Source organism: Micromonospora sp. NPDC047134, assembly GCF_040643455.1.
GTDB lineage: Bacteria > Actinomycetota > Actinomycetes > Mycobacteriales > Micromonosporaceae > Micromonospora.
Map to the genome: position 1 here is coordinate 1 of NZ_JBEYUI010000043.1, position 24,370 is coordinate 24,370.

Sequence of the window (24,370 nt, forward strand, 5' to 3'; positions counted from 1 at the left end):
AGGCGCTGAACGCCGGTGGCACCACCCCGCCGCCGACCACCCCGCCGCCCACGACGCCGCCGCCCACCACCCCGCCGCCGACCACCCCGCCGCCCGCCGGCTCCGCCAGCGAGATCGTCGGCAGCCAGTCGGGCCGGTGTATCGACGTGCCGAACGCGTCACAGAACAACGGCACCCGGGTCCAGCTCTACGACTGCAACAAGCAGACCAACCAGTCCTGGACCCACACCGCCAGCAGGCAACTCCAGGTGTACGGCAACATGTGTCTGGACGCCGCCGGCACCGGCAACGGCGCTGCCGTGCAGATCTACGCCTGCCACAGCGGCACCAACCAGCAGTGGAACGTCAACTCCAACGGCACCATCAGCGGGGTCCAGTCCGGGCGCTGCCTGGACGTGTGGAGCACCGCCAACGGCGCCCAGGTGCAGCTCTACGACTGCCACACCGGTGCCAACCAGCAGTTCCGGCTCGTTTCTCTGGGCGGCACCAACCCGCCGCCGACCACCCCGCCGCCGACCAGTCCCCCGCCGGGCACCAGCTGTGACCTGCCGTCGACGTACCGGTGGTCCTCGACGGGTGCCTTGGCGCAGCCGAGGGCGGGTTGGGTGTCGTTGAAGGACTTCACCCACGCCCCGTACAACGGTCAGCACCTGGTCTACGCCACCACCCATGACACGGGTACGACCTGGGGTTCGATGAACTTCGGCCTGTTCTCGAACTGGAACCAGATGGGTTCGGCCAGCCAGAACCAGATGCCCTTCGCGGCGGTCGCGCCCTCGTTGTTCTACTTCGCCCCGCGCAACATCTGGGTCCTCGCCTACCAGTGGGGTGGACCGGCCTTCTCGTACCGGACCTCGACCGACCCCACCAACGTCAACAGCTGGTCGGCCGCCCAGACCCTGTTCACCGGGTCGATCTCCAACTCCAGCACCGGCCCGATCGACCAGGCGCTCATCGGTGACGACCAGAACATGTACCTGTTCTTCGCCGGGGACAACGGCCGCATCTACCGGGCCAGCATGCCGATCGGGAACTTCCCGGGCAGCTTCGGATCGAACTACACCACGATCATGACCGACACCACGAACAACCTGTTCGAGGGCGTGCAGGTCTACAAGCTCCAGGGCCAGAACCGGTACCTCATGATCGTCGAGGCCATCGGCTCGCAGGGCCGCTACTTCCGGTCCTTCACCGCCACCAGCCTCGGTGGCACCTGGACCCCCCAGGCCACCAGCGAGAGCAACCCCTTCGCGGGCAAGGCCAACAGCAACGCCACCTGGACCAACGACATCAGCCACGGTGAGTTGATCCGCTCCAACGCCGACCAGACCATGACGATCGACCCCTGCAACCTGCAACTGCTCTACCAGGGCCGAGCCCCCAACTCCGGCGGCGACTACGGCCTGCTGCCCTACCGTCCGGGCGTACTGACCCTGCAACGCTGACGGCGTGCAGATCCGGCTCGGGCACAGCCGGAGCGGGCGGGCTCGGCACCAGCCGAGCCCGCCCCACCCTTCACCACTCCACCACCAGGAGGTACCCACTGTGCAAGGACACGAACACCATCCCCCACCCGGGGCGACCACCGACGCAGACCGCGTGCCCGGCCGTCGGGGACGGCTGGTCAAGCTGGCCGCGGCCGGGATCGCCGCCGCCGTCGGGCTGCTCACCGTGACGGTGGCGGCCGGGTCGGCCTCGGCCGCCGACAACCCGTACCAGCGGGGCCCGGACCCCACCCGGACCAGCGTGGCCACCGAACGCGGCCCCTTCGCCAACACCTCGGTCAGCGTCCCCAGCGGGTACGGCTTCAACGGCGGCCGGATCTACTACCCGACCGACACCAGCCAGGGCACCTTCGGGGCCATCGCCATCTCGCCGGGTTACACCGCGTTGTTCTCCGCCGAGCTGGCCTGGATGGGACCTTGGCTGGCCTCCCACGGCTTCGTCGTGATCGGCATCGAGACCAACAGCCGTAACGACTTCGACACCGCCCGAGGCACCCAGTTGCTCGCCGCGTTGGACTACCTGACGCAGCAGAGCCCGGTACGCGACCGGGTCGACGCGAGCCGACTGGCCGTCGCCGGCCACTCCATGGGTGGCGGTGGGGCGCTGAGCGCCGCCATGCGGCGTCCGTCGTTGAAGGCGGCGGTCGGCATCACCCCGTTCTCGCCGTCGTCGAACCTGGCCAACGACCGGGTGCCCACGATGGTCATCTCCGGGCAGGCCGACACGGTGGTCACCCCGTCCTACGCCCTCGACCTGTACAACAGCCTTCCGTCCACCACGGAGAGCGTGTACGTCGAGGTCGCCGGCGGGGATCACGGGTTCATGGTCGGGCGGTCCAACCCGGTGATGATCCGGACCATGCTGCCCTTCCTGAAGATCTTCGTCGACAACGACGCCCGGTACAGCCAGTTCCTGTGCCCGCTGATGGACAACAGCGGTGTGGTCACCTACCGCAGCACCTGCCCGCTGATCGACACCCCGACCACCCCGCCGCCGACCTCTCCCCCGCCGACGGATCCGCCACCCACCACCCCGCCGCCGACCACCCCGCCGCCCAGCTCGGCCACCCAGATCGTCGGGGTCCAGTCCAACCGGTGCATCGACGTGCCGAATTCCTCCCGCAACAACGGCACCCGGGTCCAGCTCTACGACTGCCACGGACAGGCCAACCAGTCCTGGACCTACACCGCCAGCAGGCAACTCCAGGTGTACGGCAACATGTGCCTGGACGCCGCCGGCACCGGCAACGGCGCAGCCGTGCAGATCTACAACTGCCACAGCGGCGCCAACCAGCAATGGAACGTCAACTCCAACGGCACCATCAGCAATGTCCAGTCCGGGCGCTGCCTGGACGTCTGGAGCACCGCCAACGGCGCCCAGGTCCAGCTCTACGACTGCCACGGCGGCAACAACCAGCGATTCAACCTCGTGGCTCGCTGATCGCGACAAACAAGCTGTTCGAGTGCAGGCCGGTCGGCAGGGTGCAGGGCCAGATCCGACCCTGAACAGGCCAGACCGGAAACGGGCGGGCTCGACCTCACGTCGGGCCCGCCCGGATCAGCTGTTGAGGTACGCCAGGACGGCGAGGACCCGTCGGTTGGCGTCATCTGAGGGCGGCATGTCAAGTTTGGTGAAGATGTTGTTGATGTGTTTGCTGACGGCCTTCTCGGTGATCCGGAGCTTGACCCCGATCGCGGCGTTGGAGCGGCCTTCGGCCATCTCACCGAGCACCTCCCGTTCTCTGGGGGTGAGCACCGCCAGCGGCTCTCGGCGGGCGAGGAGTTGCGAGATCACCTCAGGGTCCATGGCCGTACCGCCGGCGGCGACCCGGCCGACGGCGTCGACGAATTCACCGACGTGGGACACCCGGTCCTTGAGCAGGTAGCCCACGCCGCCGTGCGGCGTGCTGAGCAGCTCGCGGGCATACAAGGGCTCGACGTGCTGGGAGAGCACGAGGATGGGCAAGCCGGGAATCTGGGTACGAGCCGCTATCGCGGCCTGCAGACCTTCGTCGGTGAACGTCGGCGGGAGGCGGACGTCGACGACCGCCACCTGAGGCCGGTGGGTGATCAGGGTGGGCAGCAGGGCCGGGCCGTTGTCGACGGCGGCGACGACGTCGAAGTCGAAGGCCCGCAGGATGCGGGTCAGCCCGTCCCGGAGGAGCGCGTGGTCCTCGGCGATGACAACGCGCACGGCAACTCCATGGTGATGACGGTGGGCCCGCCGAGCGGGCTCGACAGGGCCATCGTGCCATCGAAGGCGGCGAGGCGGCGTTCGATGCCCCGCAGACCGGTACCGGCCACCGGGTCGCCGCCCCCCACGCCGTCGTCGGCGACCACCATCGTCAGCGTTCCGTCCCCGTGCCGCAGGGACACCGATCCGGTGTGGGCACGGCTGTGGCGGACCATGTTGGTCAGCGTCTCCGCGACGGCGAAGTACGCGGCCGACTCGACGGGTGTGTCGAGTCGGCCGGGCAGGTCGACATCGACCGCGATCGGCATGGGCAGGCTGTGCGCCAACGCCCGCACCGCCCCGTCCAGTCCGCGTTCGGCCAACACGGGTGGATGGATACCACGGACCAGGTGCCGCAGCTCGACCAGTGCGGTGCCGCTGGCCTCACGCGCTTCAGCCAGCATCTCGTGGGCTGCGGCCGGGTTCCGGTCGATCAGTTCGTCGGCGAGACCGATCGTCATGCCCAGTGAGACGAGCCGAGCCTGGATGCCGTCGTGCAGGTCGCGCTCGATGCGGCGCAGCTCGGCCGCCTGGGCGTCCACCGTGTCGGCGCGTGTCACGGTCAGCTGGGTGACCCGCAGGCGGAGTTCGGCGGCCTTGGTCGGTGCCAGCAGGAGTCGGGCGAAGTACGCGTCGACCCGCCGTAGCCACGGCGCCAGCCACAGACCGCCGGCCAGGATGGCGGCGCCTTGCGGCAGGCAGATCAGCCCTTCACCGAATGTGTCGATGGACCAGACGGCACCGTAGCCGTACCAGTCGGTGCCGAGCCAGATCCACAGCGGTGTCAGCGTCAGACCCATGATCCCGTACAGCGGCACGGCCAGTGAGATCACGCCGAGGACAGCCCCGACGATCCCGCCGGGCAGGAGCCAGGCGAGATCGCGCCAGGTGGCTGGGTCCGTGACGATCCACCGGAAGCGCCGCCAGCCGCCGGCGATGCCCCGCTGCGGGGGCGGATGGTAGGGACGTGGCACTGGAACCCCGACCCGTGCGGCACGCCTACGTTCGAGGTCGGTCCGCTTCCGGACCAGCGTCGTCGTCAAGCACACCAACGCCATGCCGAGCAGCGGCACCGGGACCAGGACCAGCGCCAGCAGCGATACGCCGAGCAGCACGACGTTGGCCAGGGCCAGGCCGATAGCGGCCAGACCGGCGAGGACCGCCCGAACACCCCGCCGCGCCCACTCGTACGTCCGCTCGTCCGGCCCGGCCATGTCCACGGTTGTCATTGTGCCCACGCGATCGCCGTTTCTCGGTGGTGCTGGCACCCCCTTCGACGGGGAGACAGCGCTCCTGACAGCGCCCGTCCGAGGCGGTCTGCTGGGATCATGATGACTTCCACGAACCCGTCGCAGTCGACGACCGGCAGTGATTTCGCCGTCCTGTCCCGCCGGATCGTCGACGCGGGGTTGATGCGCCGCCGGCCCGCCTACTACGTCGCCCGGCTGAGCATCGTCACGCTGATGTTCGTCGGCGGCTGGACGGCCTTCTTAGCCATCGGCTCCTCCTGGTGGCAGATGATCACCGCCGTGTTCCTCGCCGTCACGTTCGCCCAGGTCGCACTCGTGGCGCACGACCTGGCGCACCGCCAGGTGCTCCGCACCAGACGTCCGAGCGCGGTCGCCGGACTGCTGGCCGGCAATCTCGGCATCGGGATGAGCTACGGCTGGTGGATGGACAAGCACACCCGTCACCACAACAACCCCAACCACGACGACCTAGACCCGGACGTCGCCCCCGAGGTGCTCGTCTGGACCACCGAGTCGGCCCTCGGCCGGCGCGGACTGAAGGGCTTCATCACCCGGCACCAGGCCGCACTGTTCTTCCCGCTGCTCACGCTGCTCGCTGTCAGCCTGAAGGTGTCCAGTGTCAAGGCGTTGCGTGACGGCACGGTGAAACAGCGGGGTGTGGAGGGCGCACTGCTGATCCTGCACGCCGCCGGCTACCTCGGCGCGCTGGTGCTCGTGCTCTCGCCGCTGCAGGCCGTCGCCTTCCTGCTGCTGCACCAGGCGCTGTTCGGCGTCTACCTCGGCATGACCTTCGCCCCCAACCACAAGGGCATGCCGCACCCGACCGGCACCGAGGACTATCTCCGCAAGCAGGTGTTGACCGCCCGTAACGTTCGGGGAAACCGGCTGGTCGACGCGGCGCTCGGCGGTCTGAACTACCAGATCGAACACCACCTGTTCCCCGGTATGCCGACGCCCAACCTGCGTAAGGCACAACCGATCGTGCAGGCGTACTGCGCCGAGATCGGCGTCGCCTACGTACAGACCAGTCTCGTCACCTCCTACCGCCAGGCCTTGCGACACCTGCACGACGTGGGCGCACCCGCACGCGCGGAACACGCGCGGCGCTGATCCAGCCGCCGGTGTCAGCCCTGTCACGCCGAGATCCGGCTCTATCTCCGGCCGTCGTCGCGCCACGCGATCCTCCCCATGGTGATCGGGCCTCCGGCGATGGCGTCTCGACAGAGCGGGCATTCGGCGTCAGGACAGTGGGTGATGTCCGGCTGGGCGACGATGGCGGCTGTGGCGGCGGCAAGGATCTGCCGGGCTGTGAAGGCGCGCCAGCGCGAGGCACCGACCATGATGTCCTGGGCAAGAGGGCTGAGGATCGGCTCCAGCTTCGGGAACCCTGCGGAGCAGGAGCCGACCTCGACCATGCGGACGGCGCCGTCGATGTCCCGCGCCCATCTGCGGAACATGCGGCGGCCGGACCGCTGCTCGGCCAGATGCAGGGCGGTCATGCGGTCGAGACCCACACCGACGAGCAGGATCACCCCATCGCGGTCGGCCAGCTCACGAATCGGCCCGTACACGTCTTCGGGGCTCTGGGCGCCGATGATCTCGGCGGCCTCCGGGCCGATCGCGGCGAAGGAGTTGAGGGGATGCCGTCCGCGTACGGCGTCGGGGCGCCCGACGAGCACGGCGGGTAGCAGGCCGAGCGCCGGATTGATCAGTCCGCAGTCGACCCGGTAGGGACCGGCCTCCAGCACGGCGCCGTCGACCGGCACGGCAGCGTAGTCGACTCCGTTGCGGGCCGGACGCATGTCGGTGGGGGCAGCCACTGCGAACTGGGGTTCCGTGAAGGCGGGCACCATCACGGTGCAACCCCGGTCGAGCAGTGTGTCGAGGATGGCGTCGGCACCGCCGTCGAGGACCGTCCCGAAGGACCGCAGTGAGGTGTGCAGCATGACGGTGCGCCTGCTCAGGTGCAGACCTGCGAGGGCAGCGGCTAGGTGTTCCTCGGTGATCATGTGGACCTCCGAACGGTCAGGCCGGGTGTTCGGCGTCGATGATTTCCCCGCGTAGGAGCTCGTCCAGCGCGTACCGGGTGGCCTTGGTCTCGGGATGGTCGGTGCCCAGGGTGCGGTCGCGGCGCTCCAGGACCTGTCGGTAGAGGGTTTCCGCCTCGCTCCAGCGGCCCTGACACGCGATCGTCCAGGCGAGTTCGTGCAGGGTGAGCAGGACATGGGGGTGGTCGGCCTCGAGCACCTGACGCAGGTCGAGGAGCCGACGGTAGAGGGCCTCAGCCTCGGCCCATCTGTCCTGTTTGGCGGTGATCCAGGCGAGCGCGTGCTGGGTCTGGAGGGTTTGTGGCGCAAGATCGGAAAGGACACGTCGCCGGTCGCGCAGCACCTCCTCGAAAATCGGTTGGGCTTCGTCGAGGCGGCCCTGCCGGGCGATCGCGTACGCCAACTCGTGACGCGTGGTCAGGGTGTCCCGCGAGTCCGGCCCGAGGTGGAGCACGCAGTCGCGAAGGGTGTCCCGATAGCGTTGCTCGGCCTCGGCCAAATCGCCCAGCAGGCTGGCGATCCACCCGGACTCGTGGCGGCTGCGGAGGGTGTCGGGGTGGGAGTCGCCGAGGACCCGCCGTCGGATGTCGAGCACCTCCTGGTAGATGGTCTCCGCTTGGGTCAGATCGCCCCTGTTGGCGACGGTCCAGGCGAGTTGATGCCGAACCCGCAGCACCGCCGGATGTTCCTCACCCAGCGCCACACAGCGGTCGAGGGCGATCCGGCACAGCATGCCGGCGGCCCGGAACGCGCCGCTGTGGTTGAAGGCCCTGGCCACACCGGCGGTGGCGTCGGCCAGCCGGGCGAGGTGTTCGTGGTCCCCGTGTTCGGCCGCAGTGTCGAGCAGGGCCAGCAGGTGTTGGCTGAGCAGCCGATACTCCGGCCAGCATTCCGGCTGGCTGTGGCTGAGCTCCCCCAGCGCGCCGACCAGATGCGCGACTGCGGTCCGCCACACCTCCGGACCCTCAAGGCGGTCACGGTGGGTGGCGGTGACGACGGGATGCAGGGTGATCGCGGCGGAGTCGCTGCGGATCAGACCCACACCTGTCAACCCGTCGAGCGCCTCCTTCAGGCCGCTCATGGACAGCATGCGCGTCGGGATCTGCTCGGGCGCATAGCAGCTGGCCAGCCGCAGTAGCGTCCGAGCCTGGGGGATGCCCTGCCGGGCCAGCCCGTCCAGAGAGATCTCCGCGGTACGGGCCACCATGGTTCCCTGACGGCTGCCGAGGGCCCGATGGTAGGCGGCGAAGGTGTGCGACTGCGCTAGCCCGGAGCCCAGGTAGGTCCCGGCCAGGTGCAGGGCGAGCGGCAGACCACCGATTCGACGCGCCAGGGCCAGGGCCTCGGACTCGTTCCCGGCCTGCGGCGCGAGATCGCGGAGGACCTGCGCGGCATCGACCTCATCCAGCTGACCGACCGCGAAGAGTCGGGCGCCCACCCACATGCGTGGGTCGGTTTCCCGGCTCGTCACCACGACCAGGCCGCGCTGCGACGCCCGCACCCAGCTTCGGCCGTCCTGGACACCCGCCGGCGAGTCCGCTGCGGCAAGGATCCAGGGATCGTCGGCGTTGTCGATGACGAGCAGCCAGCTTCTGGGCGAACGTTCCAGCAGACGCCAGAGCCGGTCGGGGCCGTCAGCCGCCCCGTTGGCGATCGACTCCAGGTCCGTGGTGGAGCCGCCGAGGTCGCTCATCACCGTGGTCAAACCCTCGAAGAAGCCCGCCGGATCGGCGGCGGAGACCCACCACACCTGGCGGTCCCAGCTTCGCGCCCGCTGGGTCAGGGCGGCAGCCAGCGTGGACTTTCCCGAACCGCCCGCCCCGACGAGCACGGCGGGACCGCCCTCTGCGGGTCGGCGCGCCAGGGTCACCAACTCTGCCAGCAGATCGTGGCGCCCCCGCAGCTCCGGCTGCGAGCGTCGCACCGCGGCAGAGGGGAGGTCTTCCACGACGTCGACCTCCCGGTCGATCCAGGTCCTCAGGTCGTTCAGGCCACGTCTGAGGTCAAAGGGTGGGAACCCCTCTCCCCCGGCGGCGCGGGCGCGTCGGTAGACCTCGGCGAAGGTGAGCGGCATCCGCTCCTCGTTGTCGGTCATCACGCAGGCCCCCAGTCTTCCTCGTCTTCGATGAACGGCACCAGGTGTCCGACGCTGGCTCTCAGCTGTAGACGTGCCTCTCGCAGATGGACGCGAACCGTGCTCGTCGCCAGCCCGAGGTGGTCGGCGGCGCGTTTAACCTCCCATGCCTCACCCCAGACCAGGAACGCGATCATCCGCCGACGTGGTGGCATCTGTTCGATCGACTTCCAGCAACTGGTCAGGGCGATCATCAGCTCCACGTGCTCGGCCGTCTCGTTGTCGGACGGCGGGGGCAGGTCGGGGACATCGACGGCCAGATCGACCCGCTTCTGCTACTCTCCAGAGGTCGACGGCCTTGTTCCGGAGCACCTGACGCAGCCATCGTCTGCGCTCGTCGGAACCGAGGGGCTCGACCTTCTCCCAGGCGCCGACGGCTTCGTGGAACGTGATCTGCACCAGATCCTGCGCATCGCAGGCCCGGACCCACGAACGCGAGTGGGCGTACCGGTGCAGGTCCTCGGCCTCGAGCAGGTAGAGCTGCTCGATCTGCTCGACCTGGGTTCTGGTGAGCTTCGGCCGGGACTCGACGGACCCCACATCACGTCCCTGGCTGCTGTCGGTGCCGATCTGCCTCGGCAGTCCAGGTCAGCCGCAGGGTCTGCCCGCCCGTCGCGTTCCCGCAGACGATCCGGACCGTGAGAGCGACGTGGGTCGGGGTGACCAGGTTGCCTCGCGCCTGCCACTCGGCGAGCAGGCTCATCGCGGTGCAGACGGCCAGCATGCCCGCCATCAGGGTGGTCGACTGCCAGGGCAGGGCGCCCGCAGTCAGGGCGGCCAACGCCGCCCATGCTCCGTGCTTGGGCAATGTCATCATCACACCCCACTGTCGTGCGGAGTGCCGCTCGCGTTTAGTCGTCTGCGTGAATCACTCTCGCCCGGACGGCTTGTACGCGGTGACGAGTTCCCAGGTGCCCGGCAGCACGGCCACCTCCTGGAAGCCGACCTCCGTGAGCAGCTTGGTGTAGTGGTCCGCCTCGCGGAGCCGGCTGACGCTGCTGTCGACGCCGATCAGGAAGTAGCTCCAGAAGAACTGCATGGCCAGCCGGTCCGGGGTGCGGAACTCCTCGCAGATCAGGAGCAGCCCACCCGGCTCCAACGCCGCGTACGCCTGCTGCACCAGTTCGCGGGCCACCGCGTTCGGCCAGTCGTGCAGGACCCGGACGAAGGACAGCGCGTCGTAACCGCCCGGTAGGGGTTCGAGGAAGAAGTCGCCGCCGACGAAACCGAGTCGATCCGCGTGGCCGCGGGCGTCCCGGGTGGCGGCCACCAGCGGTGCCACCGCCGGCAGGTTGTACACGTCGGCCCGCAGGTCCGGCGCGGTGTCGAGGATGTGTGCGGCGAGGGTTCCGTCACCGCCGCCGACGTCCAGCAGCCGATGCCGGTCTGACCAGAGCCGATCTGAGTGCCGGCGTACCGTCTCGATCGCCGGTCCCAGCCCGAGGGCCATGCTGCGCTCGAACTCGGCGGTCTGCTCGGCCGTCTTCGGTGGCCAGGCGAACCCGTCGTCGATGCTGACCTCACCACGCAGGCTCTCGGCCAGCCGGCCGTGCAACTGCCGCCACGGGTAGCGATCTCTGTCCCGTTCGGTGGCGTCGGGACCGACCACCGCGTTGACCGCGTCCCGCAGCCCCGGCACGGCGTGATAGCTGGTCGCGCCGATGTCGTCGTCGGGCTCGTCGCGGGTCAGCAGCCCGAGGCTCTCGATGCAGTCGAGAAACTTGTACAGCCGCAGCGGAAGCACCCCGAACCGGGTGGCCAACGCGTCGAGGCGGACCGGTCCGGCCTCCAGCGCGTCGAGCAGTCCCAGGTCGAGTGCCGTGTGCAGCACGTCCATGGCCTTGGGGCCGTTGACGAGCAGACTCATCAACGCCCGGGGCGAGAGGGAGACGGTCACCGGCGCAACTCCTCTTCCAGCGCATCCATGAACAGGTCGATCTCGTCGAGGGTGTTGTAGACATGCGGGCCGACCCGCAGGTAGCCGCGCCAACTGCAGATCACGTCCCGAGCGGCCAGCCGCTGCTTGACGGCCTCGCCGTCGGGGATGTCCAGGCACACCACGCCGCCTCGCCGAACGCTGTCGGTGGGGCTGACCACCGTGATGCCGGTGGCCTCGGCCCGATCCAGCAGCCGTTGGGTGAGCGCCAGCGAATGCCGCCGGATGGCGTCGGCTCCGACGTCGAGCAGCAGGTCCAGGCCGACCTGGGAGATCAGGGAGGTCAGCGGGTACGGTGTGCCGCCGGCGAAGCGACGGATGCCGGGCGCCCAGCCGGGCGACGGTCGGAAGGTCAGTGCCCGGTCGCCGGCCTGCCACCCGGTGGCTGCCGGAGTCAGCAGTGGCACCAGGTCCGGCCGGACATAGAGGAAGGCGGTGCCGGCGCCGCAGAGCCACTTGTGGGAACCGCCCAGGACGACGTCGACGCCGAGTGCGGTGACCTCCAACGGCACCACCCCGACGGTCTGGAAGGCGTCCACCACCACCAGCGCACCCACCTGGTGGGCTCGGGTCACCAGCCGGGACAGGTCGACGGTGGCCCCGGAGGTGAAGCTGGCGTGCGGCACGCACACCAGCAGCGTCCGCTCGTCGATCCGGGCTTCCAGCGCGTCCTGGTCGAGGTGGGGGCCACCGGTGCCGACCACGTCGAGCTGCGCGCCATATCGGGCGTACGCCCGGAAGATGAACGGCACCGTCGGATAGTCGAGATCCGTGATGACCACCCGGTTGCGGGGCGGGCGGTAGTCGAAACAGGAGGCCAGTCGGGCCAGGAAGGTGCTCAGGTTCGCGTCGGTGAGCACGCTGCCCGGCGGCGCGCCGAGCAGGGCGGCCACCGAGTCGGCGTACCGGTCGAGGCCGACGTGCCAGTCCTGCCAGACGTCGTCGCGCCAGGTGCGTAGCGTCTGCCAGTAGTCGTGCAGCACCCGCTCGACACCCCTCGGCGCGGCGCCGGTGGAGTTGCTGTTCAGGTAGACGCAGCTTTCCAGCAGGGGGAACTCCGCGCGCAGGGCGGCGTGTGCGGCGGCGTCGAGGCACCGGGGATTCTGCTCGGGCCGGTTCACGCGCAACGCCTCTCGTCCTGGTCGGGTGTGGCGGCGGCGGTGGTCACGGCGGCGAAGACCGGGGCGGTGCTGACCGCTGCCAGGTAGGGCGTACCCTCGGTGTAGCCCGTGCCGGACCGCGCACCGAGCATCCGCACCGCGACCCGCAGATGGGTACGACGCCACTGCGTCAGGGCACCGGCGAACGCGGCCATCCGCCGTGCCACCAGGACGGCGTCCGCTCCGGTGAGCCGGCCGTCGGCAACCGCCCGCCGGTACGTCTGGTCCACTGTCGGCTGGCCGTCGCGTACCCGGGCCTGCACCTCCGGCACCGACTGGTAGGCGACCGAGTCCAGTCGGCCCACCTCCGGGGTACGGCACAGCGACTCGACCAGCTTGTAGGAGCGGGACTGGATCGCGCTGGCCCCCTCGGTGTACTGCCGGAAGGTACGGAACGACGCCGGCTGCATGGTGGCCAGCAGGGAGAAGAGGGGAGCTGCGGTCCGCAGCAGGTCACCCGCATACCCGAGCCGGTCGGCGGCGGCGGCCGGCGTGTCCCCCGCCAGGGCGGTCACTGCCGCGCGAAGTTCGTCGGCGACGCCGGCGAAGATGCACTCGTAGGCCTGGAGCACCCGGATGAACAGGTACTCGTCGTGCGTCACGTGGACCGGCAGCATGCTCAGCCGCAGCGACGGGTCCCCCGGGGAGAGCAGCTCACGGGCGACGGCGAGCAGGCCGGTTGCGGCAGTGGCCGGGGGGCCCGCTCCGACCGCCTCGGCCACACCGAGACGAGCCAGCGCAGGAGCGACGGCTCGCACACCCAGCCGGCACCGTTTGGTCACCAGCACCGGTCCAGGCCGCTCCTGTGGAAGTAGCCCGGTGGTGTGCGCGGCGGCGGCCAACTCGAACGCCAGCGTGTCGGCGACCAGGCTCACGAGGAGCCGGTCCCGGACCCGCCGCTCGTCAGCGGCCTCCACTGTGGGCGGATCGCCGGTGGAATCCGGCAGTCGGAGCAACCGCAGGGCAAGGTAACTGCGATAGTCGTAACGGCCGTCCCACTTGTCGAGTGCGACGTCCAGGAAGTCGGTCAGCTGCCGGGTCGCGGCGTCGCCGCCGGCGGTGGCCCGGCGGGCCACCACCTGCCGAGCGCTGTCGAGCAGGGCGAGGAAATCCTTTTCGACAAAGTGTTTGCCGAGCCGGTGAAATTCGGCCAGCACCGGCGAGTAGGGAAAGCTGTGCGGTTCACTCGGGCCGGACAACCAGGAAGTCAACGCACGCACATGCCACCCCTCGAACTTGACGAGACCGAACCACGCTGACGGTCGAGGGATATGCCGTCGACCACAGAGCCCGGGGTTGAGCAGGGCTATCCGTTGGTGGTGAGGCTCATCCGCGCCTGCCACAGTGCGGGAAAGAATCGGTGTCCGGCGAGCTTTGCCAGCATGTTCGCCGCGCTACCGGGGCTGCCCGCCGGCCGATGCCCGCCGATTCGCAGTGCCACCTGGTAATGGCGGACCCGCCACACCGACACCCGTTCGTCCCACTCCACCATCGCCTCGGCTAGCCGGTGCAGCGGATCTGACGGGTCGGTCGGGCACATCTCCGTCGCGGCGACGCCGTGCGTGGCGAGCTGCTCGTCGAAGGCACGGCCGAGCTTTCGGCTGGCTGACTGGACCTCGCGCCACCCAGGCGATTCTGCACCGGAACCGTTGCCCAGAGCAGGCTGCATCGCCTGGAAATCCACTGGTGAGAGATATCGCAACATCTCCAACTGGTCGGTGATCAAACGGACGGCGAGCGTCGCCCGGACCAGCAGCGCCTCCGCCGCCGCCAACTGCCCCGCAACGACCTGTGCGGTCGCCTCCGCCAACTCCGCTGCCGCCAGTTTGAGCCACAACTCAGTCGACTGGTGCACCACCTGGAAAAGCAGTTCGTCGCGATGTATGACCTCGTCCGGCGATCGTTGCAAATCGAGCAACGCATCGATCCGCATGTAGCGTGCATAGTCCGTAGCGCCGTGGCCTGGCAAGACAGGCGAATGGTCGTGCTTCACGGAACAGCCCTCCGTCTGGGCGCTGGCGCCGAGATCAACGATGTTGCCGGCGGTCATCATCCAACGACGGACAGCAATGCGCCAGCCCCTGGTCGCCATGAGTTTCGGATCAGTCCACTCACCGTGACGTGCACCACCCGCTCCGTCGGCGCACGCCTCAAGCCACCGACGCGCATCGATGCGGAGGCTGGCGTCGCCTACGGTTCGATCGTTAGCCGGGTGATCGAGGTGCCGTCCAGGGTGAACCGGTAGTGCAGGTCCGCCGAGCCGCCCGGGAAGTTCCCCTCCAGATGCTGGAGCACATCGAACTGGGCTGCACCGATCCGATGAGCGCCGACGAAATCCGTGCTGTACGTGTACCGGCTGCCACTGTTGGTCAGCCAGGCCCGGATTTCATCCCGCCCCCGGTAGGTGTGGCCCTCGTCCGTCACCACAGCGTCTACGGCGAACGCACGCACCGCGGTCTCGGTGTCCCGGGCTTCGTGCGCGGAAAGGTACGCCGTGATCACGGCCGGCAACTCGGCCCAGGTGAGGGCAGCTTCGGGGTCTGGTGTCATGTGCATACCCGTTACCTCTCAGTGCGTTTTGGTGAGCACATGATTGGTAGTCCCGCCTTGCGGTGGGACGGTCCCGGTCTGACCGACTGGTGTCGTGCCGGGTTCACGTTTCACGGCCACCTGCCCGTGTGTGTGGGTCTTCTGGTCGGCTCCACGTGCTGGCACCGGGCCACTCCCGGCGGAGTTCGGCGCGCTGCTGCGGATCGCCGGTCGTGATGATCGACCTGACGTCGACCAGGGGCACGTCGAGCTCTCGGAGCCGATGGATGACCTGCGCGGTCGCGATCTGGTCGGGCAGGTAGTACCGATAGTTCGTGTGCGGATCCACCGTCGCCGGCACCAGCAGCCCGGACTCGTGATAGCGCCGCAGGGTCCGTACGCTGAGGTGCGTCACGGTGGCGAACTCGCCGATGGTCAGGCCCTTGCGCAACGTCACGGTGTCATCCTCGCGCCTCCCCTGGGGAGAGGGTCGACATTCCCGGTCGACGCCTCGACGGTCTCCCCCGCGCCACCGGGCCGCACTGATGACGGCCTGGCGTCCAGGTACTCGGCGAGCCGGGCCGCCCCGACGAGCAGGGCACGGCCGCGCGCGGTGAGTTGGTCCCGCCACTGGCGCAGGGAGGCGGCCAGCGGTTCGGCCCCACTGGCCTCGCGTACCCGACGCAGCACCTCCGCGATGTGGTCCAGCCGGTACCCGCCACGGCGCAGCAGGTGCGCGAGTTCGGCGTCGCGGACGTCGTGCGGCGAGTAGGTGCGGTAGCCGGTAGCCGGGTCCCGTGCCGGCCGCAGAACCCCGGCCCGCTCCCATTTGCGCAGGGTGGCCGGGCGCACCCCGAGTCGGTGGGCCAGCACGCTTATCGGTACGGCGGCGCGGCGCAGCGGCTGCGGCGGCGCCCCGGTGAGGGTGGCCACGGCCGCCTCGACCGCGTCCAGGGTCTCCCGGTCGCGTTGCAGCAGCGCATGGCTGTGGTCGATCGTGCGCAACGCCCCGTCGATGTCACCACGGTTGACCGCCCGCATGATGTCACCGCCGGCCGCGTAGCCGTGGCCCACGATCAACGCCAGATAGGCGCTCAGCGCGTTGGCGTGCACCTCGGTGAACTGCCGGTAGCCGGTCGAGCTGCGCACGGCCGGTGGCAGGACCCCGTCGCGTTCATAGTTGCGTACGGCTTGGGCGGAGAGGCCGTGGCGACGCGCCAGGTCGATCGGTCGGCGTACCCCTGGGGTGGAGGGTTTTGTGGGTGTCACCGTGCTCCGTTGCTCAAGAAGTCTCAACTGGTGGTTCAACGATACGGTCGATGCAATGACCTCCCTTCTGGACCTGTTCGCCGTACCGCCGTCCCTGCTCGCCCTCGGTGAGCCGACGCACGGGGAATCCGCCTTCCTCCAGATCCGCAACGACACCTTCCTGGCCCTGGCTGAGCAGGGCTACCGATCGATCGCGTTGGAGAGTGACCGGGCGGCGGGGTTGCTCGCCGACGAGTTCGTCCAGGGGTCTGAGGCCGTCACCCTGGACCGGGCGCTCGCCGAGGGGTTCAGCCACGGGTTCGGTGCCGCCCCGGCCAACCGCGACCTGCTGCTGCGGATGCGCGAGTACAACGCCGGCCGGCCGGCTGCCGAACGCCTCACCTTCCACGGCTTCGACGCTCCCCTGGAGATGGCGGGTGCCCCCAGCCCGCGCCACCACCTCATGCGGGTCTGCGACTTCCTGGACCTGGAGCGAGCGGCGGAGATCGACGACCTGGTCGGGGAGGAGTCGCGGTGGAGCGACCCGGCCGCGATCTGGGAGCCCGGCAGGTCGATCGGGGGTTCGGCCGAGGCCCAGCGACTGCGGGTGATCGCGGACGACCTGCTGACCGAGTTGTATCTGCAGGCTCCCCACCGGGCTGAGGGCTGGCAGGCGGCGTTCGTCCACGCCATGTCCGCGGTCGCGGTGCTGCGCTACCACGCCGCAGCCGCCGCCCCACTGCCACAGGAGGAACGCTTCGCCCGCCTGGCCGGGGTCCGGGACGCGCTGATGGCCGAGAACCTGCTGGCCATCCGGTCGGTCGAGGCGCACCGGGGACCCACCCTGGTCTTCGCGCACAACACCCACCTCCAGCGCCACACCAGCGCGATGACGATGGCCGGAACGGAGCTGTCGTGGGCCGGTGCCGGCGCGATCGTCGCCACCCTGCTGGGCGACCGGTACGCCGTGATCGTCGGAAGCCTCGGCGCCAGCCCCGCCCTCGGCATCGAGGCCCCCGACCCCTCGACCTACGAGGGCAGACTCCAGCAGGAGGGCACTCTTCCCCGCTTCGTTCGGGCCTCCGAGATCACAGCGGCCGAGCGGCGAACCCACGACTACCGCTACTTCCCCCTGGATCAGCCTCTCATCGACCACGCCGACGCGGTGCTGCACATCCCCACCGGTCTCGACCCGGCCGTACTCGCCGATCGGATCCTCGCGCTGCCCGGGGTGGAACAGGTCGTGGCCGGCGAGGAGATCGGGTCACCCGAGGGTGCCTGGGGGGACCGGTTCTTCCACATCGGTCCGGACCGCCGCCGACCCTTCGCCACAATCGTCGAACACGACGTACCCGGCTTCGACGAGGTCTCCCAGCTCGACCGTACCGGCGTCTTCCGGCTCAACCTGGACCTGGGCCGGGCCGAGTTCGCACGCCTGTTCGGCTTCCCACCGAAGGACTTCGAGACCCACCGGCACACCTTCGACTTCGCCCGGCTGGACACTGTCCTGCCGCACCCCGGCTACGCCCTGTACGGCTTCGCCAGCATCGTCATGCCCGGCCCGCAGCTGCTGCCCGAGATCGACCGGCTGCTGGCGATCGCGTACGCCCGAGCGGTCGACCGCCGCGAACGCGCCGTCCGCCGGGCAGCCGACCGGCAGGACTAATTCCACCACGGTGCAGACCCGGGCAGTTGCTCGATGAGACGAATGCCGGGTCGGGGTGCAGGGTCTGCAGCGCGCGTCGTCGTCACCGACCAGTCGCGGGGACCCTCCTGTCTCCGTGGCCTCGGACTCGATCCGACCGGATCTAGGATGGTCTCGATGATCACTCCCGAAACGCCACCCGAGGACGTCCCGACCTGCGAAGCCCGAGTCGAAGAGGCCCTGCGGCTGCTCGCCGGTGTGCCGGTCGGTCTCGATGTCGCCGTCAAGCGGCTCAGCCGTGGCAGCGGTGTCTACGCCTGGTGGGCTGCTCCCTCGGTCCTTCCCGACCTTCCCGGCCCGCCGAATGACAGCGACCCGTCGCTACGGCTGCTGTATCTGGGACGAGCGACCAGCCTGCGGGGCCGTGTCCTGCGCAACCATCTGAGGCGTTCGGGCAGTTCGACTCTGCGCCGTACCTTGGCCGGGCTTCTAGTGTCCGAGGGATACCGGACGACCTGGACCGATCGCGTCGTCCTGGTCCCTGAGGATGAGGCGCGGCTGACCGGGTGGATGTACGAGCATCTGCGCTTGACCTGGGCGCAGGATGCGGAGCCGGCGGCCATCGAGGCCGAACTGGTCCGGTGCCTGCACCCGCCGCTCAACGTCCACGGCGTCGCCCCCGAGCACCTCCAGGCCGCCGTGATCGCCGCCAAGAAATCGTACGACTCCAGCAGTGGACCGACCGGGCCCTCACAAACGCCGTAGCCAGTTGTCCGACACCGTGCGGTCACCGGTGTGGGGTGGCCGGCCGAGCTGCCGGTAGCTACCCGCCGAACTGCGGCTCCGCGTGCGGCCGGCCCTTCAGCTCGTGGAAACCGGACACCCCGGCGACCAGGACGGCGCCGTCGAAGAGGCGGCCCGCCTCCTCCCCACGGGGGATCCTGGAGATCACCGGGCCGAAGAAGGCGACCCGGTTGCCGGTCGCATCCTCGACGGCGACCACCGGGGTGCCGACATGGTCGCCGACCAGGGCGATGCCCTCGGCGTGCGAGGCCCGGACCACCTCGTCGAACTCGTGCGTCCCGGCGACCTCGGCCAGGTCCCTGGCGAACCCCGCGTCTGACAGGACGTCGCCGAACTCGGCCCACTCCCCTCCCTCGTGCACACGGGTCCCGTAAGCGGTGTGGAAGCGGGCCAGCCCGTCCTGACCGTACCGCTGTTCCACGGCCGCACAGACGCGCACCGGACCCCACAGGTATCCCTCTGTGTCACCCTCGGGATCGACCTCCCGGTGCTCGTTGAGAACCGAGAGGCTCATGACATGCCAGCGGATGTCGAGTGGCCGAACCGTCGCCGCCTCGATGATCCATCGCGATGTGATCCAGGTGTACGGGCAGCTCGGGTCGAACCAGAAGTCCACCGTCGTTGTCATCGCCGAGCATCCTCCTGCACGCCGTTGCGAGGGTCGTCCCGCCACCGTACGTGCCAGACGCTGGGTACGCCTCGACGAATCCGGGACCGGCGGACCGATGAGTCCGCGGGTGCGCGCTCGTATCTCCATGAGGCCGCCACCGTCCGCGTCGGCCTCACCCTGTGAAACTTTTGTTGACAACAAAATAATCATGAAGCAGGGTGATATCGACGTAGGTCACTCAGCCCCGGCTGAGCCACCGTCGGCCCCAAGGTCACCACCCCGCACACCGGGCCAGCCGACCGACGTCTCCGGTGGTCGTTCGCGGACGAGCACCGGGCACCCCACGCGGCCGGTTCTGGGCGCGTGGCCTTCGTCAGGGGAGGTACACATGACACCGGCAGGATTACGCAGGCGCGCCCTGCTCCGCTCCGCCATCGCCGCAGCGACCGTACTGACCTTCGCCGCCACCACCCTGCCCGCCAGCGCCGCCCCGGCCGAGGGGAAGATCCTCGCCGCCGGCGGCCCGACCGCCGTGGCCGGCTCCTACCTCGTCGTGTTGCGAGACTCCGCCGTAGGTGCCTCCGCAGTGGACAGCACCGCCCGTACCCTCGCCGAACGGCAGGGCGGCGACGTCAACCGGGTCTACCGGCACGCCCTGCGCGGTTTCGAGGCCCGACTCTCCGAACGCAGTGCCCGGCGGCTCGCCGCCAATCCGGCGGTGGCCTCGGTGACGCAGAACCACACGGTGTCCGTGGCGGACGTGCAGAGCCCCACCCCGTCCTGGGGCCTGGACCGGATCGACCAGCGCGCGTTGCCGCTGGACAACTCGTACACCTACCCCCGGGTCCCACCGGCCGTGCGGGCGTACGTCATCGACTCCGGCATCAACATGGCGCACGCCGACTTCGGCGGGCGGGCCGTGTCCGGCTGGGACTTCATGGAGGGGGACGCCGACGCCAACGACTGCCACGGCCACGGCACCCACGTGGCCGGCACAGTCGGCGGTACCTCCTACGGGGTGGCCAAGGACGTGCAACTGGTGGGCGTACGCGTGTTCAACTGCAGCGGCCGGGGCACCACCGCGCAGGTGCTCGCCGGAGTCGACTGGGTGACCGGCGACCACGACCCCGGCGAACTGGCCGTGGCGAACATGAGCCTCGGCGGCCCGGCGTACCAACCCATGGTCGACGCCGTGCAACGGTCGATCGCCGACGGAGTCACCTACGTGGTGTCGGCGGGCAACGAGAACGGCACCGACGCGTGCACGACCACCCCGGCCTCCGTCCCCGAGGCGATCACCGTGGCGGCCACCGGTCCCGACGACGCCCGCGCACCCTTCTCCAACATCGGTCCGTGTGTGGACCTGTTCGCGCCGGGCGTCGACATCACCTCGGCCTTCATCGACGGCAACACCTCTACCCGGACCGCCTCCGGAACCTCGATGGCCGCCCCGCACGTCGCCGGGGCCGCCGCGCTCATCCTCGCCAACAACCCCACCTACACCCCGGCGCAGGTGACCCAGGCACTCCTGGACGACGCCACCCCCGGGGTAGTGACCGACGCGGGCATCGGCTCACCGAACCGACTGCTCCACGTCAACTCCACCGTGCCGGCCAACGACTTCACCCTGACCGCCGCTCCGGCCAGCGGCACCGTCACGCCCGGTGGCACCGTCTCGACCACGATCACCGGCACCGTCACCCGGGGTGCCGCCCAGCCGGTCTCACTGACCGTCAGCGGTCTGCCCGAGGGTGTGACGGCCACCTTCCAGCCGTCGACCATCTCCTCGAACGGAAGCACCACCCTCACGGTCAGCACCGCGGCGACCATGCTGGCCGGCGACTACACCATCTCGGTGCTCGGCACCGGAACCGACGCGATCCGACCGGTGTCGTACCAGCTGCGGGTCGACAACCCGCCCGGCTGCGTCGCCTCGGACGGCACCGACCGGGTGATCAGTGAGGGCCAGAACCTGTACGCCCCCATCACCATCACCGGCTGTCCCGGCCTCGCCGCCGGCAACAGCACGATCGAGCTGCACATCTCCCACGCCAACATCAGCGAACTCGACGTACGGCTGATCTCGCCCGCCGGCAACTGGTACTACCTGTTGGACCACACCGGCGGAGGCGCCAAGCGCGTCGACTACACCTTCACCTACGACCTGTCGTCGGAGACGGCGAACGGCACCTGGCAGCTCTACGTCAGTGACAACATGTACCAGGGCACCGGGTTCCTCGACTCGTGGACGCTCAACCTGGCCGGTGTCGACCTCCCGCCGCCGGCCTGCGGTGGTATCGCCACCGCCGACGTACGGATCCCGGAGAACGGCACGATCGAATCACCGATCAGCGTGACCGACTGCGGCCGGGCGCCGTCGACGACCAGCTACGTCGAAACCAACATCAGCCACCAGTACAACCGAGACCTCCGGCTCTCCCTCATCGCACCGGACGGACAGGCCTTCCTGCTCAAGGAGAGTCTTGTCGGATCGTATCGGGCCAACTCCCGCGAAGCCTTCATCCTCGATCTGTCGAGCAAGCCGACACCCGGCACCTGGAAGCTACGGGTCGAGAATGTCGCCCCGTACGCAGGCATGCTTGAAGGCTGGAAGCTGACGCTCGACGGCGGTCCGCCGGCCACCACCCCTCCCCCAACCACCCCGCCGCCCACTACCCCACCTCCCACTACCCCGCCGCCCACCACGCCACCGCCTACCACCCCGCCCCCGACCACCCCGCCGCCCACGACGCCTCCCCCCACCACCCCGCCCCCGCCCACCACCCCGCCGCCCGGTGGGAACCGATCCTGCACTGCGGTCTACACCGTTCAGGACCAGTGGAACGGCGGATTCGTCGCCCAGGTCACCGTCACCGCAGGGACCACCGCGCTCAACGGCTGGCGGGTCACCCTCAACCTGCCGAGCGGCGCATCGGTGGTCAACGTCTGGAACGGCGTCGCCAGCGGCACCGGTGGCACCGTCACCATCAGGAATGAGCAGTACAACGGAGGACTGGCCGCCGGTCAGACCACCACTTTCGGATTCCAGGGCGCCGGTAACGGCAGCGGAACCACCGCCACCTGCACCGCAAGCTGAATCCGGCAGACGCTGAGCCATCCTCGTCCTGCGCCCGGTGCACAGGACGAGGATGGCTCCGGCCGCACCGGCCCGGATTCCGCCGAGTCTTCAGTAAGGCCTCTCGGCGAAGGGCGTCACCGGCGTACCGTCCCCATCAGCAGCGCGCGACGGGCGGCGAAAGGTCGTCGCCGCTGATCACGGAGCACCCGAACATGCCGCCGAGGACAGCTCGTTGGTGTTTCGTCAGCGGGTTAACGAAGACCGCAACGCCGACCCCTGCGGCCCGGCACGCTTGCGCTATTTCGCGCGCTTTGCCGGGGCTGAGCAATGTCCGCCGCGAGAACGGCACGGCCATCTTGGCCGCACCGCCGCGCGAGACACCCCGCCGCTGGACGTACCGGCTCACGACCCGCCCACCATGTGCCCCCACCGACGTCGCCAGCAGATCGAGCTTTGCGTCGATCTGCTGGTCCTTCGCCGAAAACAGGCCCACGAGCACCACGTCGGCACCCGCCAGAACGGAGATCGGTGGCATGGTCGAATCTCCCCGCACGAGGCCATCGTGCCAGGCGCCTCAGAGCATTCGCTCGTCGGCAGGTTCGACCATCGGCCCTTGCGAGCCGGAGCCGTCGGCAGCGATCAGGTGCCTGATCAGAAGGGGGGTGCGTCCTCGCACATCAACGCCAGCACGACGCCGCCCTTCCCACGCTTGAGGCCCTGGACCACGACCTTGCCGGTGCTGCCGTCGGGCAACTCCAACGTGAAGGTCTTCCCGACCGCATTCTTGGGGCCGTTGCCGGCGCTGTTGGCCGGTCGGAAGTCACCTGCCCACGGCGGGGTCCCACCCTTGCGGGCGGGCTCGGCGAAGAGGGCGGCGGTGCCAGGGGTCCTGGTGCCGTCCGAGGAGAGAAGCACTGAGGCGCTGCGATAGGTAGCCATATACGGCAAGACTATCCCCTGCGCTCGTTTGCGCCACCGCAACTGCGCCGTGACGCGGATACTGGCCAGCGGTACGAGCTCAACCCCTGGTCGCCGAATCTGCGGCATCGGCGGCCAACAACCCCGGCCGCTCAATCCTGGGTGGCGACCGGTCCGGGAAGTGGCGCCACCTGGGTCGGCGGTACGGCGGACGATTCCCGGCGGACACCGGTCATCCCGGCAACCTGTTCGTGGGCTCGGTTCAGGATCGCCTCGGCCTCCTGTCGGGCGGCGGCCACGATCGCCTCGCCCTCGCGCCGTGCCTCGGCGCGGTGGTCGTTGGCCTGTTCCTCGGCGAGTTTGAGGATCTGCTCGACCCGGGTGCCCAGGCCGCCGAGGCCGGACCGTTGGCGGTTTCGCCGTCGTGGTGCAGGGCCTGGGGTCGTCACCTCACCGGCCACCCCGGCGTCCCCGTCGTACTCCACCTGGCCGTCCCCGACGAGATCGGATTCCCTCGAACCGACCATGCCGAGCACGAGACCCAGCCCAGCGATCACGACGCCGGACCAGACGGCGACCGGGCCGAGGGCGGGACCGATCGCGACGCCGACGCCGAGCCCGACGAGAACGGCGGCAGTCGTGGCCGGCTTGCGCACAGCTTCTCCTCGCATGATCCGGACATGGGTGTGCGGATTCAGCATGGCGAGGATGTCAACCGATTCACCCCCGACAGCCTCTCGTTTGGTCGGAATGTCATGATCTGCGGATGGCCAGCGATCGTGAGTCCGGTCCCGGTCTGGAATCGGTACGCCGGCACCACCTGGCGCAGGTGAACCGTGTGCTTCGACGGCCCGGGATGTACGGCGGGAGCGAGATAGCCGAGCGGCTCTTGCTGGAGGCGATGGCCGCCGTGGACGCCCGCCTGCCGCAGTGGTGGGCCGCTTGTGAGGAACTACGCGAGCGCGAGGCATTCGCCTCGACAGGCGTTGTGGGTGCCTACGGCGGCATCCTGCCGGTGGGTTCCCTGCGCGATGCCACGGCCTCTGTCTATGCCGAGATCGCTCACCGGTTCGGTTGGCTTGAGCTCGACCGGGCGTTGTCCGAGGTGGAGTTTCACAAGATGAGCACCGACATCGGTGGGTGGGTGACGCAGGACCGCACCATGGCTGAGGTCATTGTCCCGCACCGGGTTTGATGGAGACATCGAAATCTGGGAGGAACATCAGCGATGCCCGCACCGAAGAAGTACAACGATGAGCTGCGTGAGCGTG

The 24,370-nt window shown here is 69.4% G+C and carries 24 protein-coding genes and 1 pseudogene; 7 read left to right on the forward strand and 18 right to left on the reverse strand.

Features of this window, described 5'->3' with window-relative positions; genetic code table 11:
• Positions 1 to 1,445 (forward strand): non-reducing end alpha-L-arabinofuranosidase family hydrolase (locus ABZ795_RS27995; RefSeq protein ID WP_357532523.1); only part of this gene is annotated, 1,445 nt, incomplete at its 5' end.
• A 154-nt stretch (positions 1,446 to 1,599) separates the two neighbouring features.
• Complete coding sequence (locus tag ABZ795_RS28000) at positions 1,600 to 2,946, forward strand: ricin-type beta-trefoil lectin domain protein (RefSeq protein ID WP_357532524.1); 1,347 nt, start codon at positions 1,600 to 1,602, stop codon at positions 2,944 to 2,946.
• Positions 2,947 to 3,063: 117 nt separating this feature from the next.
• On the opposite strand, the gene ABZ795_RS28005 is transcribed toward ABZ795_RS28000, so the two are convergent.
• Both ABZ795_RS28005 and ABZ795_RS28010 read right to left on the reverse strand, forming a co-directional pair.
• Positions 3,064 to 3,699, reverse strand: a complete 636-nt coding sequence (locus ABZ795_RS28005; protein WP_357532525.1) for a response regulator transcription factor — start codon at positions 3,697 to 3,699, stop codon at positions 3,064 to 3,066.
• Positions 3,651 to 4,967 (reverse strand): sensor domain-containing protein, encoded by a 1,317-nt coding sequence (locus tag ABZ795_RS28010; RefSeq protein ID WP_357532526.1) that lies wholly within the window; start codon positions 4,965 to 4,967, stop codon positions 3,651 to 3,653. The genes ABZ795_RS28005 and ABZ795_RS28010 overlap by 49 nt, the downstream gene beginning before the upstream one ends.
• A gap of 99 nt (positions 4,968 to 5,066) precedes the next feature.
• On the opposite strand from ABZ795_RS28010, the gene ABZ795_RS28015 reads away from it, so the two are divergent.
• Complete coding sequence (locus tag ABZ795_RS28015) at positions 5,067 to 6,098, forward strand: acyl-CoA desaturase (protein WP_357532527.1); 1,032 nt, start codon at positions 5,067 to 5,069, stop codon at positions 6,096 to 6,098.
• A 41-nt stretch (positions 6,099 to 6,139) separates the two neighbouring features.
• Here the strand turns inward: ABZ795_RS28015 and ABZ795_RS28020 are convergent, their stop codons facing one another.
• From ABZ795_RS28020 to ABZ795_RS28075, 12 genes are all read right to left on the reverse strand, one after another.
• Entirely contained in the window at positions 6,140 to 6,997 is an 858-nt protein-coding gene (locus tag ABZ795_RS28020; protein WP_357532528.1) for an AAC(3) family N-acetyltransferase, read from the reverse strand.
• Between the two features lie 16 nt (positions 6,998 to 7,013).
• Positions 7,014 to 9,131 carry a tetratricopeptide repeat protein gene (locus ABZ795_RS28025; RefSeq protein WP_357532529.1) on the reverse strand — a complete coding sequence of 706 codons (2,118 nt, stop codon included), beginning with the start codon at positions 9,129 to 9,131 and terminating at the stop codon, positions 7,014 to 7,016.
• The gene (locus tag ABZ795_RS28030) at positions 9,131 to 9,364 is read right to left on the reverse strand and encodes a sigma factor-like helix-turn-helix DNA-binding protein (RefSeq protein ID WP_357532530.1); all 234 of its coding nucleotides are present in this window, start codon (positions 9,362 to 9,364) and stop codon (positions 9,131 to 9,133) included. The genes ABZ795_RS28025 and ABZ795_RS28030 overlap by 1 nt, the downstream gene beginning before the upstream one ends.
• Entirely contained in the window at positions 9,282 to 9,710 is a 429-nt protein-coding gene (locus ABZ795_RS28035) for a sigma factor (protein WP_357532531.1), read from the reverse strand. The genes ABZ795_RS28030 and ABZ795_RS28035 overlap by 83 nt, the downstream gene beginning before the upstream one ends.
• 1 nt (position 9,711) lies before the next feature.
• Positions 9,712 to 9,984 carry a hypothetical protein gene (locus ABZ795_RS28040; protein WP_357532532.1) on the reverse strand — a complete coding sequence of 91 codons (273 nt, stop codon included), beginning with the start codon at positions 9,982 to 9,984 and terminating at the stop codon, positions 9,712 to 9,714.
• Positions 9,985 to 10,038: 54 nt separating this feature from the next.
• Positions 10,039 to 11,067 carry a methyltransferase gene (locus ABZ795_RS28045; protein ID WP_357532533.1) on the reverse strand — a complete coding sequence of 343 codons (1,029 nt, stop codon included), beginning with the start codon at positions 11,065 to 11,067 and terminating at the stop codon, positions 10,039 to 10,041.
• Entirely contained in the window at positions 11,064 to 12,227 is a 1,164-nt protein-coding gene (locus ABZ795_RS28050; RefSeq protein ID WP_357532534.1) for an aminotransferase class V-fold PLP-dependent enzyme, read from the reverse strand. Before ABZ795_RS28050 ends, ABZ795_RS28045 begins: the two co-directional genes overlap by 4 nt.
• A complete protein-coding gene (locus ABZ795_RS28055) occupies positions 12,224 to 13,486 on the reverse strand; it encodes a tryptophan 2,3-dioxygenase family protein (protein WP_357532535.1) in 1,263 nt (420 codons plus the stop codon). Before ABZ795_RS28055 ends, ABZ795_RS28050 begins: the two co-directional genes overlap by 4 nt.
• Before the next feature lie 86 nt (positions 13,487 to 13,572).
• Positions 13,573 to 14,259, reverse strand: a complete 687-nt coding sequence (locus ABZ795_RS28060; protein WP_357532546.1) for a tryptophan 2,3-dioxygenase family protein — start codon at positions 14,257 to 14,259, stop codon at positions 13,573 to 13,575.
• A gap of 197 nt (positions 14,260 to 14,456) precedes the next feature.
• Positions 14,457 to 14,816 (reverse strand): nuclear transport factor 2 family protein, encoded by a 360-nt coding sequence (locus tag ABZ795_RS28065; protein WP_357532536.1) that lies wholly within the window; start codon positions 14,814 to 14,816, stop codon positions 14,457 to 14,459.
• Between the two features lie 103 nt (positions 14,817 to 14,919).
• Entirely contained in the window at positions 14,920 to 15,246 is a 327-nt protein-coding gene (locus ABZ795_RS28070) for a MerR family transcriptional regulator (RefSeq protein ID WP_357532537.1), read from the reverse strand.
• A 2-nt stretch (positions 15,247 to 15,248) separates the two neighbouring features.
• On the reverse strand, positions 15,249 to 16,064 hold the full coding sequence (locus ABZ795_RS28075; RefSeq protein WP_357532538.1) for a TioE family transcriptional regulator: 816 nt from the start codon (positions 16,062 to 16,064) through the stop codon (positions 15,249 to 15,251).
• A 55-nt stretch (positions 16,065 to 16,119) separates the two neighbouring features.
• On the opposite strand from ABZ795_RS28075, the gene ABZ795_RS28080 reads away from it, so the two are divergent.
• Together ABZ795_RS28080 and ABZ795_RS28085 are read left to right on the forward strand one after the other, a co-directional pair.
• The gene (locus tag ABZ795_RS28080) at positions 16,120 to 17,709 is read left to right on the forward strand and encodes a DUF6194 family protein (protein ID WP_357532539.1); all 1,590 of its coding nucleotides are present in this window, start codon (positions 16,120 to 16,122) and stop codon (positions 17,707 to 17,709) included.
• Between the two features lie 156 nt (positions 17,710 to 17,865).
• Positions 17,866 to 18,453 carry a GIY-YIG nuclease family protein gene (locus ABZ795_RS28085; protein WP_357532540.1) on the forward strand — a complete coding sequence of 196 codons (588 nt, stop codon included), beginning with the start codon at positions 17,866 to 17,868 and terminating at the stop codon, positions 18,451 to 18,453.
• A 58-nt stretch (positions 18,454 to 18,511) separates the two neighbouring features.
• Here the strand turns inward: ABZ795_RS28085 and ABZ795_RS28090 are convergent, their stop codons facing one another.
• The gene (locus ABZ795_RS28090) at positions 18,512 to 19,120 is read right to left on the reverse strand and encodes a DsbA family protein (protein ID WP_357532541.1); all 609 of its coding nucleotides are present in this window, start codon (positions 19,118 to 19,120) and stop codon (positions 18,512 to 18,514) included.
• Positions 19,121 to 19,490: 370 nt separating this feature from the next.
• On the opposite strand from ABZ795_RS28090, the gene ABZ795_RS28095 reads away from it, so the two are divergent.
• Positions 19,491 to 22,199, forward strand: a complete 2,709-nt coding sequence (locus tag ABZ795_RS28095) for a S8 family serine peptidase (protein WP_357532542.1) — start codon at positions 19,491 to 19,493, stop codon at positions 22,197 to 22,199.
• A gap of 136 nt (positions 22,200 to 22,335) precedes the next feature.
• On the opposite strand, the gene ABZ795_RS28100 is transcribed toward ABZ795_RS28095, so the two are convergent.
• The 3 genes and pseudogenes from ABZ795_RS28100 to ABZ795_RS28110 all read right to left on the reverse strand — a co-directional run.
• A complete protein-coding gene (locus tag ABZ795_RS28100; protein ID WP_357532543.1) occupies positions 22,336 to 22,716 on the reverse strand; it encodes a hypothetical protein in 381 nt (126 codons plus the stop codon).
• A gap of 116 nt (positions 22,717 to 22,832) precedes the next feature.
• A complete protein-coding gene (locus ABZ795_RS28105; RefSeq protein ID WP_357532544.1) occupies positions 22,833 to 23,120 on the reverse strand; it encodes a hypothetical protein in 288 nt (95 codons plus the stop codon).
• Positions 23,121 to 23,332: 212 nt separating this feature from the next.
• Positions 23,333 to 23,497: pseudogene (locus ABZ795_RS28110) on the reverse strand (cell division protein DivIVA); the annotation flags it as partial.
• 368 nt (positions 23,498 to 23,865) lie between these two features.
• On the opposite strand from ABZ795_RS28110, the gene ABZ795_RS28115 reads away from it, so the two are divergent.
• Positions 23,866 to 24,294, forward strand: a complete 429-nt coding sequence (locus ABZ795_RS28115) for a hypothetical protein (RefSeq protein WP_357532545.1) — start codon at positions 23,866 to 23,868, stop codon at positions 24,292 to 24,294.
• Positions 24,295 to 24,370: the final 76 nt, after the last annotated feature.